The organism is Pallidibacillus thermolactis, from assembly GCF_025660415.1.
In the GTDB taxonomy this organism is placed as follows: domain Bacteria; phylum Bacillota; class Bacilli; order Bacillales; family Caldibacillaceae; genus Pallidibacillus; species Pallidibacillus thermolactis.
The window spans coordinates 161358-177288 of sequence record NZ_JAOUSE010000002.1 but is presented as its reverse complement, the minus strand read 5'-3'; the positions used below and the strand labels follow the sequence as shown (position 1 = coordinate 177288).

The following is a 15931-nucleotide window of genomic DNA, read 5'->3' as shown; positions in this document are numbered from 1 at the left end:
AATCAAAGTCTATGGCTTGTTCAATCTTCCTTACCAAATGATCTTCTGGAACCAATTGATCAAGAGCCACCATTTCCAATTGATTTCGATTATTGTCTGTACGCTTCGATAACATCCTAAATTTCCCCCGTTAACCAAGAATTCTATCCCTATTATACAAAAAAAACCTGTAGATTTGGCCACTAGTTAGGGACTTTGTCTACAAGCTGGAAGGGAGGAAATAACCTCCCTTCTTTTTTATACAGATTTATATCACTTCGATATCATTTTAGTAATATTCTATTTACATTTCTAAAACAAGCACCAATTTTTACAAAAAGTATAGTATCATTACTTGTTGAAAGGAGCGTCAAATATTTCCAGCATTTTAATTGAATAAAAAAAGTAAATAAGAAAAGTTTACCATTTGTATCGGAATCGGTCGCAAACTTGTGTTATAATAAAATAAGACCAAAAAAATAGTATAAAAGTTCTATACATAATTTCTACCTATGGAATTAAAATTAATCATATTAACCTCTATAAATTAGGTGAGGTGCAAAGCTTGGCAAATAAAGTTGTTTCAATTGAAGATCGGATTCCGAAGTTAAAAGAACAACGGAAGAAAAAGGCGAACCGTAGAATTGTTACTCTTTTGTTATTGTTTCTTATGTTAATTATTTCTATTCTTTATTTCCAATCACCATATAGTAAAATTGGTGAAATCCATGTAACAGGGAATCAATTAACACCCACAAAAGAGATTATCGAGACGAGTAATTTAACGGATAAAACCGTCCTATTTAATTTAAATAAAAAAGACATTGCAGAACGGATTTTAACTTTGCCAGCGATTGAAAAAGTTGAAATATCGATCCGATTTCCAAATCGAGTAAATGTCCATATAACCGAGCATGAAATGATCGGCTATATGCATGAAAATGGATCGACGTATCCATTTTTGGAAAACGGGATTGTAGTTAAAACCGATACAAATGACGTACCAGAGATTGGTCCGGTCTTAGAAGATTTTAATGATGAGAAAATACAAAGTATGCTTGCAGAACAATTAAAGCAAATGCCTGAAGAAATTCGGAATTCTATCTCAGAGATCATTTATACTCCAAAAAAGACAGATGAATACAGTATAAATGCATTTATGAATGACGGGAACGAGGTGCGTGCTACACTCCGTACCTTTGCAGAAAAAATGAAATACTATCCTACTTTTGTGAAACAATTAAATCCAGAAGATAAAGGCATAATTGATATAGAAGTAGGGGCTTTTTTTAAATCGTTCCAATCAGAAATCACAGATCAAAATGCGGAAAAAAATCAAAATGACGCTTCAGATCTTCAATAAGGGAAAATCAACCATCTGAAAATAAGTGAAAATATAGAAAGAAAGTGTAGATGAAATTGAAGAAAAATCGGATTGTTCTATCAATCGTTTTTTTAGTACTAGGTTTTATGTTGAGTTTTTCCTATCAATTGACGAAAACGAATGAGGAACATGTCGTCATTAACGATAAAGAATGGGAGCGGAACACTCAGTTACAAAATCAACTGAATGAACTTGAAGAAAAGAATATACGTTTGCAGGAAGAGCTTTCTCAAAAACAAGAAAAATTATTTGAACTAGAAGCGAGTGTAGTTGAAGATGAAAAAGTCCTTGGTGATTTAGCAAAGAAAGTTGAAAAATTGCGAATGATTCTTGGACAAGTTGCTGTTCGAGGTGAAGGTGTAATTGTAACACTAGATGATGGAACCGTTGATTCGAACGCAAGCGATATTAGTAGCTACATCGTTCATGAGCAACATGTTTTAAATGTTGTAAATGAATTATTTATTTCTGGTGCTGAGGCAGTCGCGATAAATGGGAAACGTTTGACGAGCAATTCTTATATAGAATGTACAGGTCCAGTAATTACAGTTGATGGTGAACGTTTTCCTGCACCATTTGTTATAAGTGCCATTGGAAATGCTGATACTTTGGAAAAGGCCATTAATATGCAAGGTGGTGTAAAAGATCAGCTTGTCAATGAATCCATCGTGTTTAAATTAGAAAAAAAAGATCTCATCGTTATTGAGCCTGTATTAAGTAAAAATTCGTAATTGATATTAGAAAGATTGATGTTAATGGCAAAAATAGAGAAGAAAGGGTTTATTTTTATTTGTTTTTTATTTGGTGTCATGATAGCAATACAAATTAACTCTTTAAAACAGGAAACAGAAATCGAGTCAAGAAGTACATGGCAATTAAGGGAAAATTTAACGAATGCCATGAAGACAGAGACAAAATTGTTACAAGAGATTCAAGAAATTGATGAATTAATTGCTCAATATGAAACAGAAAAGGTGCAATCAGGTAAAACGATACTTACGGATACATTAAAAGAACTTCGGTTAGAAGCTGGACTTGAGGAATGGGAAGGTCCTGGAATTACAATAACGGTAACGAGAGCAGAAGAATTTATTGAGGCAGGAGATTCTGATCCATATATTTCACCATCGGTACTTCACAAGTTAATAAATGAACTTAATCGATATGGTGCGCAAGCCATTTCTATCGGTGAACAGCGCATCACGCCATATTCAACTATTCGATTTATCGAAGGTGAAACGAAAATTGACGGCTATCCATTGCGAGACTTTCCTCTACATATAAAAGTAATAACAGAAGATGAAGAAACGGCAGAAAAGTTGTATAATTATATGCAAGTTTCAACAATTGCAGATGACTTTTTTATTGAACGTTTTAGAATTTCAATATCTGAACCGAAACAAAATATCGTGATTCCTGCCTATAATGGTGACTTTAAAATTAAAACCATGGAAATTGTAAATTAGAAAGGGATAGATTAAGAGAATGTGGCTCCCTGTATTAGGACTACTCATAGGCATTATTTTAGGTATACTTACTGATATAGATATTGCTGATCAATATTCCGATTATCTTTCAATTGCTATACTGGCTGCACTAGATACTTTACTAGGTGGAATACGAGCGCAACTGCAAAAACTTTATGATGAAATGATATTCGTTACCGGATTTTTTACAAATATTATTTTGGCTGCAAGTTTAGCTTTTCTCGGCGTTCAGATTGGTGTAGACTTGTATTTAGCAGCAGTTTTTGCTTTTGGAGTAAGATTGTTTCAAAATATAGCAGTAATTAGAAGAATTTTAATTTCAAAATGGTCAAAGAAAAGAAAAAATGAAAAAAGCACAATAAATTAAAAGGAAAATACATTAAAAAAGCGAATATTTTTAGTGTTACTATTTTTTTATTTACTGATTTTCAAAAATACGTTTTAATTAATGTATGAACATAGTTTTATAAAATAGCTTTTAACATGTTTTACCAAGAAATTATTTGAGAAAAATATTAAGTTGTTGTTCAAGAGAAATGTGGGGGAAAAGGAGGTGCCATAGATGAACAGCAATGATATCTTTGTAAGTCTAGACATCGGTACATCCAATGTAAAAATCATAATCGGTGAAATTGTAAATAAATCATTAAACATTATCGGAGTCGGAAATGTAAAATCTGAAGGGTTAAAAAAAGGTTCGATTGTTGACATCGATAAAACTGTTCAATCTATTAAGCGTGCCAAAGAACAAGCAGAACGAATGATTGATATGGAGATTCATAAAGTCATCGTTGGCATTCCGGCACATAATATCTCACTAATCGATTGTCACGGAGTTGTAGCTGTAAGCAGTGAGAATCGAGAGATTACGGATGAGGATGTTTATCGTGTTACTGATGCTGCCCAGGTAATATCCATACCGCCTGATCGAGAAATTATTAATATTATTAAAAAGCAATTTATTGTTGATACACAAGATGAGATCAATGATCCTAGGGGAATGATTGGTGTCCGATTGGAGTTAGAAGGAGCACTTGCCATTGGACCAAGAACGCTTCTACTCAATATTCTCCGTTGTGTTGAAAAGGCTGGTCTTGAGATCGTTGATATAGTTCTTCAACCGTTGGCAACTGGTGAAATTGCTTTATCAAATGATGAAAAGTATTTAGGGACGGCACTTATCGAAATCGGTGGTGGTTCCACCACAGTTTCCGTATTTGAAGATGGTTTTATAAAAGGGACAGTTACATTACCGATTGGTGGAGATCATATTACAAAGGACATTTCGGTTGTCCTGCGTACTTCGACTGAAAATGCAGAGAACATCAAGTTAAAACATGGACTTGCCTTATATGATCTAGCTACAGAAGCTGAAATTTTTTCAGTTCCTATTATAGGTAGCGATGAAAAAGAAGAATACAATCAAAAATTTCTAGCTGAAATTATTGAAGCGCGATTAGTTGAGCTATCTGAACTCGTAATCTATGAAATTCAAAAAATGGGTGTTGAAGATCTTCCAGGTGGCTTTGTACTAACGGGTGGTACTGCAATGATGCAAGGGTTGCCTGAACTTGCCCAAGCCATATTCCAAAATCGCGTTCGTGTCGCTATCCCTGATTATATTGGAGTTCGAGAACCTCAATATACAACAGCAGTAGGAATTATTAAATATGCTTATAAGAATACTAGATTACAAGGGAAAGAATCAGAGACCGCCGTTGTACCAGTTGAGCAACAGGAACGTAAAACGGCAAAACCACAAGCGAATGTAAACCATACTGAACCACAACAAGAAAGAAAATTTTCATCAAAGATGAAAAAGTTCCTAGGCTCTTTTTTTGAATAGAAAATACAAGGAATTTGGAATTAGGAGGATTATTGCATGTTGGAATTTGAATCACAAATCGACCAATTAGCGACAATTAAAGTAATTGGTGTCGGTGGCGGCGGAAACAATGCAGTTAATCGGATGATCGAACACGGTGTTCAAGGAGTTGAATTTATTGCCGTCAATACTGATGCTCAAGCTTTAAATTTGTCAAAAGCAGATATAAAAATTCAAATCGGTGCTAAATTGACAAAAGGATTAGGGGCGGGTGCTAATCCTGAAGTAGGTAAAAAAGCGGCAGAAGAGAGTAAAGAACAAATCGAAGAAGTCGTAAAAGGCGCAGATATGGTGTTCGTCACTGCTGGAATGGGTGGTGGAACAGGTACAGGTGCAGCACCTGTTATTGCTAAAATTGCGAAAGAACTTGGTGCTTTAACAGTAGGTGTTGTAACACGACCATTCTCATTTGAAGGAAAAAGACGTCAAACGTATGCATCAAATGGTATTACGACAATGAAAGACGCTGTCGATACATTAATTGTCATTCCAAATGATAGATTGCTGGAAATCGTTGATAAGAGTACACCAATGTTGGAAGCTTTTAAAGAAGCAGATAATGTTTTACGTCAAGGTGTACAAGGAATTTCCGATTTAATTGCTGTACCTGGACTTATTAACCTTGACTTTGCCGATGTGAAAACCATTATGTCTAATAAAGGTTCTGCTTTAATGGGAATTGGCATTGCATCTGGAGAAAATCGTGCCGCAGAAGCAGCGAAAAAAGCAATTAACAGTCCTTTATTGGAAACATCTATTGACGGCGCTCAAGGCGTAATTATGAACATTACTGGTGGATCGAACTTAAGTCTATTTGAAGTTCAAGAAGCAGCAGAAATTGTTTCTTCTGCATCTGACGAAGAAGTAAACATGATCTTTGGTTCTGTGATAAATGAAAACTTAAAAGATGAAATAGTTGTAACAGTTATTGCCACAGGTTTTAATGAAGAATTAAAACAAGCAAAACCTACTACACGTTCTAATGCTGGACAAGCGAAAAATTCTACCACTACACAACCTAAAACACAAACACAAACGCATAGTCAAATTCAACAGCAAAGAAGAGAACCGGTAAAAGAAGAGCCACATTATCAAGAATCATCTCGCAATAATACAAACGTAGATTATCAAGATGATATGCTAGATATCCCAGCGTTTCTCCGCAACCGTAACAAAAGAAGACTTTGAAATTAAAAAGATTACCCATTTAAAAGAGTGTACAAATCCTTAAGATGGGTAATCTTTTTTATTGATGATATCCCTCTCAAAGTTTACCACCTTGAACTATATTATTTTGCATTCTGAAACTCTGAAACATTTCTTCGATCCGTTTTCCTTCCAAATCAATTCGGTATGATATGACAAAATCATTGATTTTTCTTAAAAAGTTCCTACATTTCGATGACATAAAGTGACACACTTTTTCGAAAAAACAGAATATACTTATTCATAAAGTTGTATAGTTAAAAGAATAAGGTTTTGTAAAAATTTAAACATGGTAAGGAGCACTAGCCGTTGACTTTGTATTTAGATATTATCTGGTTATTAAATTTTTTGTTCGATAGCCTCCTACTCTATTTGACAAGATTCATATTAAAACGAAGGACCAAAAAATGGCGGGTATTTCTCGGTGGATTTTTTGGTTCTTTAATTATATTTGCACCTTTGACGCCATTTGCAATGGTTTCATCGACGATTTTTAAAATCTTCATATCAATCCTCATGGTTATTATAGCCTTTGGATTTAAACGGATGAAATACTTCTTAGTCAATTTAGCCGTATTTTATCTCGTAACATTTGCCACAGGAGGTGCGATGATTGGTGTCCATTATTTAATGAATTTCGACTACAATCTAGCAAATGCTTTATTTTTACCTTATATTCAAGGTTTTGGTGACCCAATTAGTTGGATTTTTGTTATTTTAGGATTTCCGATTGTCTGGTATTTATCAAAAAATACGTTTGAACAGTTTGAAAATGTAAAGATTCAAGCTGACCAGCTCATTGATCTTGATGTTTTTATTTTTCATCAGCCGATTCGTTTAAAAGGCTTAGTTGACAGTGGGAATCAACTTTATGACCCGTTAACAAAAAGACCTGTCATGATTGTATCATTAGATTCTTTATCAGAATATTTACCAAATGAATTACGATCAGTGTTTGAAAATGTAAATCAGTTTTTGGATGACGAAAATGTGGTTCCAGTTGAATGGATGAATCGGCTATCTGTCGTGCCGTATCGTGTTGTTGGTCAGGACCATCAACTTATCGTAACCTTTCGTCCGGATAAAGTAATTCTTTATCAAGATAAAGAAGTTCTGCAAACAGAAAAAGTATTAATAGGAATAGTCAATCAAAAACTTTCTAGCGATGATACTTTTGACAGTATTATCCACCCAAAAATTATCACGATCGCAAAGAGCCAACAAGTATCTTAACTTTTATTATATAAAAAAGATAAGAAGGGAGTTCGCTATGAAAAAATTAAAATTTTATTTATCTTATTACTGGTCAAAGCTGTTGAGGAAGCTACATATAAAGAAGGCAGATGAGATATTTTATATCGGGGGTAGTGAAGCTTTGCCGCCACCCCTTTCAAAAGAAGAGGAAGAAATTTTAATTCGTAAACTCCCAAAAGGAGACGAAACGGCACGCTCGATGCTAATTGAGAGAAATTTACGTTTAGTTGTTTATATTGCAAAAAAATTTGAAAATACAGGGATAAATATTGAAGATTTAATTAGTATAGGTACAATTGGCTTGATTAAAGGTGTCAATACTTTTAATCCGGAGAAAAAAATAAAACTAGCTACGTATGCTTCCCGTTGTATAGAAAATGAAATTTTAATGTACTTGCGCAGAAATAATAAAGTCCGGTCAGAAGTTTCCTTTGATGAGCCTTTAAACATAGATTGGGATGGAAATGAACTGCTTTTATCTGATGTTCTTGGTACTGATGATGATATCATTACAAAGGATTTAGAAGCGAGAGTGGATCGAAAATTGTTAATGAAGGCCTTGCATACATTATCTGATCGAGAAAAACAAATTATGGAGTTACGATTTGGACTCCGGGGTGGCGAAGAGAAAACGCAAAAAGATGTCGCTGATATGCTAGGAATATCCCAATCCTATATTTCAAGGCTTGAAAAGCGTATTTTTAAAAGACTTCGGAAAGAATTTGAGAAAATGGTCTAACAACTATTTAATAAATTATTTTAAAATTTTTTGCCAACCAAATAGACATTGATAATCTTGGTTTTGACCCTTATTAGGGTCATTTATTATTTTTTTATGCTGCATATTTTTCCCTCCCGCGGAGATACTGAAAATTGTAAAGCACTCCTGTGAGGAGGGAACAGACGATGATGCGCAACAAAGTAGAAATCTGTGGAGTGGATACATCTAAATTACCCGTTTTAAAAAATGAGGAAATGAGAGAATTATTTAAACAAATGCAGGCGGGTGATTTATCTGCTCGAGAAAAATTAGTTAATGGTAATTTACGTCTCGTATTAAGTGTCATCCAAAGATTTAATAATCGTGGAGAATATGTTGATGACTTGTTTCAAGTCGGTTGTATCGGTCTTATGAAATCTATTGATAATTTTGATTTAAGCCAAAATGTTCGATTTTCAACTTATGCGGTTCCAATGATCATTGGTGAAATTCGTAGATATTTACGGGATAATAATCCAATTCGTGTTTCCCGATCATTGCGGGATATTGCTTATAAATCTTTGCAAGTGCGTGAAAGACTTATGGCTGAGTCATCAAAGGAACCGACTGCAGAGGAAATCGCAAAAGAATTAGATGTACCGAAAGAAGAAATTGTTTTTGCTCTAGATGCAATTCAAGACCCTGTATCCTTATTTGAACCTATTTATAATGATGGTGGAGATCCAATTTATGTTGTTGATCAAATCAGTGATGAAAAAAATAAAGATTCAAATTGGATCGATGAAATTGCTTTAAAAGAAGGGATACGTAGATTAAATGAACGTGAGAAAATGATTTTGAAAAAACGCTTTTTTCAAGGAAAAACACAAATGGAAGTGGCCGAAGAAATCGGTATTTCACAAGCACAGGTTTCCCGCTTGGAAAAAGCTGCGATCAAACAAATGGCAAAAAATATACAATAAAAAATAAATATCGTTTACAATAAAAAGGACTTTCTGTCGTATATGCAGAAGTCCTTTATTATTTATATTAGAGAAAGAAAGTTTATTATCTGATAGCAAATACTGTTAAGTTTTTCTAGTTTCTATGGTAAACTTAGAAAGAGATTCTTTTATAAGTTTACCATATAACTGTCTATACGTACTTAATTATACATTAACTTAACAAGCAGGTGATGAAATGGCTGAACCGTTCATTCTTCATAAACGATCCTATTTCCTTATTGAAAAATGGAAAAAAATGAATCCTAAACTGATAGCGGGTTTTACAACAAAAAATGATGGGTTCAGTCTATCACATTATAAAAGTCAAAATTTAGGTCTGCATGTCGGTGACGACCGAGACACCGTTGTAAAAAATCGAAATCAACTTGCTGAAAGTATTCAATTCCCATTATCTCAATGGGTTTGTTTAGAACAGACGCACGGAAACAGCGTCCAATATGTAAATGAGCACCATTGGGGAAAAGGCGCTTCAAATTATTCGACTAGTATTAAAAATTGTGATGGTGTTTACACAGATAAAATTGGAACATTATTAGCGTTAATGTATGCCGATTGTGTGCCGATATATTTTTATGCACCAAAGGAAAATTTTGTTGGCATTGTGCATGCAGGATGGAAAGGTACTGTCAAGGAGATTGTACAAACTATACTTGTACAATGGCAGGAATTAGGTATTGACATTGCGTCTATTTATGCTTGCATCGGTCCTTCCATTTGTAAACATTGTTATATTGTAGATGACAACGTCATTCATGAGGTAGAAAAAATGAATATTCCCAATCAAACACAGTTTTATAAAAAAGTGAATACTAACCAATATCAGCTTGACCTAAAATCATTAAATAAGATGTTATTAACAACATGTGGTGTAAAAGAGCATCAAATTGATGTTACAAGTCTTTGTACGAGCTGTCATCATCAAGTATTTTTTTCTCATCGCCGCGAAAAGGGAAAAACCGGGCGAATGATGGGCTTTATAGGATTAAAGGAGGATTAGCCTTGAGAAGTGTAGAAAGTAATTTAGCAGTCATTCGAGATAAAATAACACAATCTTGTAAAAAAGTAGGCCGTGATCCTCGAGATATAAAAATTATTGCTGTTACAAAGTACTCAACCATTGAGCGAACAAAAGAAGCGATGGAAGCAGGAATCACTCATCTAGGTGAAAACCGTGATCAAGAGTTTTTAAATAAATATGAAGCGTTAGGTAATGAACCAACTTGGCATTTTATTGGTACTTTACAATCAAGGAAAGTTAAAAATATTATTGATAAAGTCGATTATATTCACTCACTTGATCGCCTATCGCTTGCTAAGGAGATCAATAAGCGAGCAAACAAAACAATTAATTGTTTTGTACAAGTAAATGTTAGTGGAGAGGAATCAAAACATGGTCTTTCGCCAGAGGACACAATTCCGTTTATTGAATCGCTGCAACAATACTCTAATATTCGTGTAATAGGTTTAATGACAATGGCGCCGCACACGAAAGATGAAATGATCCTTCGTTCCTGTTTTAAAAAACTCCGACAGTTACAACAAGACATTCAATTATTATCACTCAACAATGCACCATGTAGAGAATTATCAATGGGAATGTCAAATGATTATGAAATTGCCATTGAAGAAGGTGCGACTTATATTCGAATTGGTACGGCCCTAGTAGGTGAATAGTTTGGAGGTGACCGAAATGGGAATAAAATCTAAAATTAAAAATTGGTTTTTTTTAGATGAATCGTATGATGAAGAATATGATGATGAATATGATAACCATTATGATAAAAATCCTGCACCAAAAGAAACTGCCATTCAAGACAATACTAATCAAATGAAGCAAAATGTTGTTCGGCTTGAAAGTGTAAAGAGTCAATCAAAACTAATTTTATCAGAGCCTCGTGTATTTGCTGATGCACAGGATATTGCTGATCATATTAAAAATCGCCGTGCGGTTGTCGTGAACTTACAAAGAATTGATAAAAACCACGCAAGAAGAATTGTGGACTTTTTAAGTGGAACCGTCTATGCATTAGGTGGAGAAATACAAAAAGTCGGCACAAATATTATTTTGTGTACGCCAGACAATGTAGAAGTAACAGGAAATATTTCAGATATGTTTACAGAGCAAGAATTTGACGATACGAGGTGGTAACAATTGACTGAAATAATTCGAATTATCGATGTGCTATTTGAAATTTATTTTATTGCATTAATTATCTATATTTTTATGTCATGGATTCCTGGATCAAGAGAAACGGCCATTGGCGAATTTTTAGGAAAAATTACAGAACCTTATTTAGAGCCATTTAGAAGATTTATTCCGCCTTTAGGTATGTTTGATTTATCACCAATTGTTGCGATTTTAGTTCTTCAATTTGCTAAAATTGGTTTGATCCAACTTCTAATCATGATTTTTTAATAAGGAGTCAGCATGTCAATATATCAACATTTCCGCCTAGAAGAAAAAGAATTTATTGACCAAGTGCTCACTTGGAAAAGTTACGTTGAAATGAACTACGCGCCAAAATTAACCGATTTTTTAGATCCGCGGGAACAGTTTATTGTTCAATCCATTGTTGGTCATAATGGAGAATGTAAGGTTCAATTTTTCGGTGGAATTCAAGGTGCGGAACGTAAACGCGCGCTTCTATATCCAGATTATTTACAACCAAATGAAGACGAATTTCAAATTCAATTATTTGAAATTCATTACCCAGAAAAATTTATTCAACTGACCCATCCGAAAATTTTAGGGAGTTTAATGGGGATAGGCTTAAAAAGGGAAAAATTTGGTGATATTTTAATGGAGCAAAAACGCAGTCAATTCCTTTGTGCAAAAGAAATTGCAGACTATGTTCGCTTACATTTTCATCACGTTGGTAAAGCGAAAGTTAGGCTCGAAGCATGTTCTTTATCTCAAGCTATACAGGTAAATGAACAAACGGAAGAACATGATTTTACTGTTTCTTCTTTACGGTTAGATGCAGTTTTATCGACGGCAAGTCGTCTTTCTCGTGAAAAAGCACAAAAGTTAATTGAAAATGGACAGGTGAAAGTGAATTTTAAAATAGTCGAATCACCGTCATATCAATTACAAGAAGGAGATCTAATTTCTGCTAGAAAAATTGGACGTATGAAATTAGCCTCAATAGGGGAACAAACGAGAAAAAATAAGTGGCGGATCACACTTGAATTTTTTCATTAAATCTAATCGTTTAGCAGGAAAATTATCACAAACTGTCGAAAAATAGTTTATAATATAAAATAATATGATCTTACTTTGGAGGTGGCTTTATGCCGTTAACGCCGTTAGATATACATAACAAAGAATTTTCCAAGTCTTTTCGAGGTTACGACGAAGATGAGGTAAATGAATTTTTAGACCAAGTAATTAAAGATTATGAGATCATCATTCGCGACAAAAAGGATTTAGAAGAACGTGTAAAGGATTTAGAAGAAAAATTAAAACACTTCAGTAATATTGAGGAAACATTAAACAAATCAATCCTTGTTGCTCAAGAAGCTGCAGAAGAAGTAAAAAGCAATGCACAAAAAGAGGCGAAATTAATTATACGTGAGGCAGAAAAAAATGCGGATCGTATTGTTAATGAGGCACTTTCAAAAGCAAGAAAAATTGCGTTGGAAATAGAAGATTTGAAGAAGCAATCAAAAGTTTTCCGTAACCGATTTAAAATGTTGATCGAGGCTCAGCTTGAAATGGTCAATAGTAAAGATTGGGATCAATTAATGGAATTTGATATTGATGCGACAGAGTTAAAGTCAATTGCTGAAGAAGAATTACATTTTAGCACACAAAATAACTAAAACATGAAAAGTATTGACGAATGAGTAAATATTGCATATAATTCGTTATACAATATTTTAATGGGGAAAATTTCATATTATGAAACGAAGATAGGGACAGTACGACTTCAACTCTTTTACTTAGCGAGCCGGTGATGGTGGGAGTCCGGTTAAAAGGGAAGTTGGAACATCACCCTGGAGTTCTTGTGCTGAAGTAATAGTAAGTACAAGCGTGACTACACGTTATTATATACAAGTGGGCAATTTTTGCCTATTTGGGTGGTACCGCGGGAAAAACCTTCTCGTCCCAAAGGGGATGAGAAGGTTTTTCTATTATTGTAAAATCGTTATGATTACAAATGATTAGAATTTCTTTAAATGGTTAATGATGAATGAAGATAATAAAAGGAAGGTGTAAGAGATTTGGATTATAAAGAAACATTATTAATGCCAAAAACAAAGTTTCCAATGCGAGGGAATTTAACGAAAAAAGAACCTGAAATTCAGGCGAAATGGGAAGAAATGAACATTTATAAAAAAGTACAAGAACGGACGAATGGACGCCAAAAATACGTTCTTCATGATGGACCACCATATGCGAACGGTAGTCTTCATATGGGGCATGCCTTAAATAAAGTCTTAAAAGACATCATCGTACGTTCAAGGTCAATGTTAGGCTATGATGCGCCATATGTTCCAGGATGGGATACACATGGTCTTCCGATTGAACAAGAATTAACGAAAAAAGGTGTTAATCGGAAAGAAATGACTGTTTCTGAGTTCCGGAAACTTTGTGAACAATATGCTTACGAACAAATTGATATTCAACGAAAAGGATTTAAAAGCCTTGGTATTCGAGGAGACTGGGAAAATCCATATTTAACGCTTCATCCAACATTTGAAGCACAACAGATTCGCGTTTTTGGTGAAATGGCGAAAAAAGGTTTAATCTATAAAGGTTCTAAACCTGTTTATTGGTCTCCATCTTCTGAATCAGCTCTTGCTGAAGCGGAAATTGAATATAAAGATGTACGTTCACCATCGATTTATGTTGCTTTCCCAGTAAAAGATGGAAAAGGTGTTTTAGATAATGATACTGAAATTGTGATTTGGACAACGACACCATGGACAATTCCAGCTAACTTAGGTATTTCTGTTCACCCTGAGTTTAACTATATTGTTGTAAACGTTGGGGACCGTAAATTCCTAATTGCTGAAGATTTATTAAAAACTGTGGCAGAAGAAATTGAATGGACAGACTATAAAGTTGTTCAAACAGTGAAAGGAAAAGAGTTAGAATACGTCGTTGCAAAACATCCGATTTATGATCGTGATTCTCTTGTGATGTGCGGTGAACACGTCACTTTAGATGCAGGTACAGGAGCCGTTCATACCGCTCCGGGACACGGGGAAGACGACTTCTATATTGGTCAAAAATATAATTTAGGTGTTTTAGCACCGGTCGATGAAAAAGGACATTTGACGGAAGAAGCACCAGGATTTGAAGGACTTTTTTACGATAAAGCAAATAAAGCCATTACAGAAAAACTAAAAGAAGTAGGGGCTTTATTAAAACTGAATTTCATTACTCACTCCTATCCGCATGATTGGCGTACGAAAAAACCTGTTATTTTCCGTGCTACACCACAATGGTTCGCATCCATTGAACCGATTCGTGAACAATTGCTAAAAGAAATTCAAAATGTTACTTGGTATAATCAATGGGGCGAAACAAGACTATATAACATGATCCGCGACCGTGGTGATTGGTGTATTTCTCGTCAACGGGTATGGGGTGTACCTATTCCAGTCTTTTATGCGGAAAATGGAGAAGCCATTATTACTGAAGAAACCATTGAACATGTGGCGAAATTATTTGAAGAACATGGTTCAAACGTTTGGTTTGAACGTGAAGCAAAAGATTTACTTCCTGAAGGCTTTACTCATCCAGGTAGTCCGAATGGTGAGTTTACTAAAGAGACGGATATTATGGATGTATGGTTCGATTCAGGCTCTTCTCACCATGGTGTATTACGTACACGAGAAGAATTACAATTTCCTGCTGATATTTATTTAGAAGGTTCTGACCAATATCGTGGTTGGTTTAACTCTAGTTTAATTATTAGCGTGGCCGTAAACGGAGTCGCTCCATATAAAGGTGTTGTTTCTAACGGCTTTACAGTCGATGGTGAAGGTAAAAAAATGTCTAAGTCCGTTGGTAACGTCATTGTACCTGAACAAGTAACAAAACAATATGGTGCGGATGTCCTTCGCCTATGGGTAACATCCGTTGATTATACACAAGATGTACGTGTTTCGATGGATCACTTTAAACAAATTTCGGAAGTGTATCGAAAAATCCGTAATACCGTACGATTCATGCTTGGTAACTTGAACGACTTTAATGTGAAAAAGGATGCGGTATCCTTTGAAAACTTACGCGAAGTGGATCAATTTATGCTCGTGAAATTGAATAAATTGATCAAAAAGGTACGTGAAAACTACTTAAACTATAAATTCTCGGAAATATATCATGACCTTACCCATTTTATTACACTCGATTTAAGTGCGTTCTATTTAGACTTTGCTAAAGATGTTCTTTACATTGAGGCGGAAAATAACCTTGTTCGTCGTTCAATGCAAACGGTCATTTATGAATGCTTAGTTGCACTAACAAAAATGTTATCACCGATTTTACCGCATACAGCAGATGAAATTTGGGGCTACATCCCAGGAGTAGAAGAAGAAAGTGTACAATTAACCGATATTCCTGAATATAAGGAAATTCCAAAGGCTGTTGAATTAGAAGAAAAATGGACGAAATTCATGGAGCTTCGTGATGAAGTCTTAAAGGCTTTAGAAGAGGCACGTAACGCCAAAATTATCGGTAAATCTTTAACCGCAAAAGTTACGTTGTATGTTCGTGAACATATAAAACCATTGTTAGATTCGATTGATGAAAATATCGGACAGATATTTATCGTATCTGACTTTGAAGTTGCAGGCAGTTATGAAGAAGCGCCAGATGAAGCATTGAAACTTGAACATGCCGCAATCGTAGTAACAAAAGCTGAAGGTGAAACATGTGAACGTTGTTGGGTCGTAACACCGGATGTCGGTAAAAACGACAAACATCCAACATTATGCCCGCGTTGTGCTGATGTTGTGGAAAAAAATTACAGTAACATAGTGAAATAATGTTAAAATTCG

The 15931-nt window shown here is 34.7% G+C and carries 16 protein-coding genes and 1 other annotated feature; all 16 genes read left to right on the top strand.

Annotated features, from left to right (window positions below):
- Nucleotides 1-544: 544 nt before the first annotated feature.
- The 16 genes from OEV82_RS01735 to ileS all read left to right on the top strand — a co-directional run bounded on the left by OEV82_RS01735 (nt 545) and on the right by ileS (nt 15919).
- Nucleotides 545-1342 carry a cell division protein FtsQ/DivIB gene (locus tag OEV82_RS01735; protein ID WP_377701929.1) on the top strand — a complete coding sequence of 266 codons (798 nt, stop codon included), beginning with the start codon at nt 545-547 and terminating at the stop codon, nt 1340-1342.
- Nucleotides 1343-1392: 50 nt separating this feature from the next.
- Nucleotides 1393-2094: a DUF881 domain-containing protein gene (locus OEV82_RS01730; RefSeq protein WP_263060791.1), complete on the top strand. Its 702-nt coding sequence runs from the start codon at nt 1393-1395 to the stop codon at nt 2092-2094.
- Nucleotides 2095-2118: 24 nt separating this feature from the next.
- The gene (locus OEV82_RS01725; protein WP_263060790.1) at nt 2119-2829 is read left to right on the top strand and encodes a DUF881 domain-containing protein; all 711 of its coding nucleotides are present in this window, start codon (nt 2119-2121) and stop codon (nt 2827-2829) included.
- A gap of 19 nt (nt 2830-2848) precedes the next feature.
- Nucleotides 2849-3217, top strand: a complete 369-nt coding sequence (locus OEV82_RS01720; RefSeq protein ID WP_263060789.1) for a small basic family protein — start codon at nt 2849-2851, stop codon at nt 3215-3217.
- 195 nt (nt 3218-3412) lie between these two features.
- Nucleotides 3413-4696 (top strand): cell division protein FtsA, encoded by a 1284-nt coding sequence (gene ftsA / locus OEV82_RS01715; RefSeq protein ID WP_263060788.1) that lies wholly within the window; start codon nt 3413-3415, stop codon nt 4694-4696.
- A 36-nt stretch (nt 4697-4732) separates the two neighbouring features.
- Nucleotides 4733-5923 carry a cell division protein FtsZ gene (gene ftsZ / locus OEV82_RS01710; RefSeq protein WP_173659557.1) on the top strand — a complete coding sequence of 397 codons (1191 nt, stop codon included), beginning with the start codon at nt 4733-4735 and terminating at the stop codon, nt 5921-5923.
- A 327-nt stretch (nt 5924-6250) separates the two neighbouring features.
- A complete protein-coding gene (spoIIGA, locus tag OEV82_RS01705; RefSeq protein WP_173659555.1) occupies nt 6251-7174 on the top strand; it encodes a sigma-E processing peptidase SpoIIGA in 924 nt (307 codons plus the stop codon).
- A gap of 37 nt (nt 7175-7211) precedes the next feature.
- Complete coding sequence (gene sigE, locus OEV82_RS01700; protein WP_173659553.1) at nt 7212-7934, top strand: RNA polymerase sporulation sigma factor SigE; 723 nt, start codon at nt 7212-7214, stop codon at nt 7932-7934.
- 167 nt (nt 7935-8101) lie between these two features.
- Nucleotides 8102-8878 carry an RNA polymerase sporulation sigma factor SigG gene (gene sigG / locus OEV82_RS01695; RefSeq protein WP_173659551.1) on the top strand — a complete coding sequence of 259 codons (777 nt, stop codon included), beginning with the start codon at nt 8102-8104 and terminating at the stop codon, nt 8876-8878.
- 217 nt (nt 8879-9095) lie between these two features.
- A complete protein-coding gene (gene pgeF / locus OEV82_RS01690) occupies nt 9096-9917 on the top strand; it encodes a peptidoglycan editing factor PgeF (protein ID WP_263060787.1) in 822 nt (273 codons plus the stop codon).
- Nucleotides 9918-9919: 2 nt separating this feature from the next.
- Nucleotides 9920-10594, top strand: a complete 675-nt coding sequence (locus OEV82_RS01685) for a YggS family pyridoxal phosphate-dependent enzyme (RefSeq protein ID WP_263060786.1) — start codon at nt 9920-9922, stop codon at nt 10592-10594.
- A gap of 16 nt (nt 10595-10610) precedes the next feature.
- Nucleotides 10611-11069, top strand: coding sequence for a cell division protein SepF (locus OEV82_RS01680; protein WP_173659544.1), 459 nt, complete (start codon nt 10611-10613; stop codon nt 11067-11069).
- 3 nt (nt 11070-11072) lie between these two features.
- Nucleotides 11073-11336 carry a YggT family protein gene (locus OEV82_RS01675; RefSeq protein ID WP_173659541.1) on the top strand — a complete coding sequence of 88 codons (264 nt, stop codon included), beginning with the start codon at nt 11073-11075 and terminating at the stop codon, nt 11334-11336.
- Between the two features lie 12 nt (nt 11337-11348).
- Nucleotides 11349-12122: a YlmH family RNA-binding protein gene (locus tag OEV82_RS01670; protein ID WP_263060785.1), complete on the top strand. Its 774-nt coding sequence runs from the start codon at nt 11349-11351 to the stop codon at nt 12120-12122.
- Between the two features lie 89 nt (nt 12123-12211).
- Nucleotides 12212-12742: a DivIVA domain-containing protein gene (locus tag OEV82_RS01665; protein WP_263060784.1), complete on the top strand. Its 531-nt coding sequence runs from the start codon at nt 12212-12214 to the stop codon at nt 12740-12742.
- A 78-nt stretch (nt 12743-12820) separates the two neighbouring features.
- Nucleotides 12821-13034, top strand: a binding site (T-box leader).
- Between the two features lie 110 nt (nt 13035-13144).
- Entirely contained in the window at nt 13145-15919 is a 2775-nt protein-coding gene (gene ileS / locus OEV82_RS01660; protein WP_173659535.1) for an isoleucine--tRNA ligase, read from the top strand.
- Nucleotides 15920-15931: the final 12 nt, after the last annotated feature.

Excerpts from the sequence above, each read along its gene's own strand:
- OEV82_RS01730 (WP_263060791.1), top strand. The coding sequence starts at position 1,393 with ATGAAATTGAAGAAAAATCGGATTGTTCTATCAATCGTTTTTTTAGTA.
- OEV82_RS01725 (WP_263060790.1), top strand. The coding sequence starts at position 2,119 with ATGGCAAAAATAGAGAAGAAAGGGTTTATTTTTATTTGTTTTTTATTT.
- OEV82_RS01720 (WP_263060789.1), top strand. The coding sequence starts at position 2,849 with ATGTGGCTCCCTGTATTAGGACTACTCATAGGCATTATTTTAGGTATA.
- ftsA (WP_263060788.1), top strand. The coding sequence starts at position 3,413 with ATGAACAGCAATGATATCTTTGTAAGTCTAGACATCGGTACATCCAAT.
- ftsZ (WP_173659557.1), top strand. The coding sequence starts at position 4,733 with ATGTTGGAATTTGAATCACAAATCGACCAATTAGCGACAATTAAAGTA.
- sigE (WP_173659553.1), top strand. The coding sequence starts at position 7,212 with ATGAAAAAATTAAAATTTTATTTATCTTATTACTGGTCAAAGCTGTTG.
- sigG (WP_173659551.1), top strand. The coding sequence starts at position 8,102 with ATGATGCGCAACAAAGTAGAAATCTGTGGAGTGGATACATCTAAATTA.
- pgeF (WP_263060787.1), top strand. The coding sequence starts at position 9,096 with ATGGCTGAACCGTTCATTCTTCATAAACGATCCTATTTCCTTATTGAA.
- OEV82_RS01680 (WP_173659544.1), top strand. The coding sequence starts at position 10,611 with ATGGGAATAAAATCTAAAATTAAAAATTGGTTTTTTTTAGATGAATCG.
- OEV82_RS01670 (WP_263060785.1), top strand. The coding sequence starts at position 11,349 with ATGTCAATATATCAACATTTCCGCCTAGAAGAAAAAGAATTTATTGAC.
- OEV82_RS01665 (WP_263060784.1), top strand. The coding sequence starts at position 12,212 with ATGCCGTTAACGCCGTTAGATATACATAACAAAGAATTTTCCAAGTCT.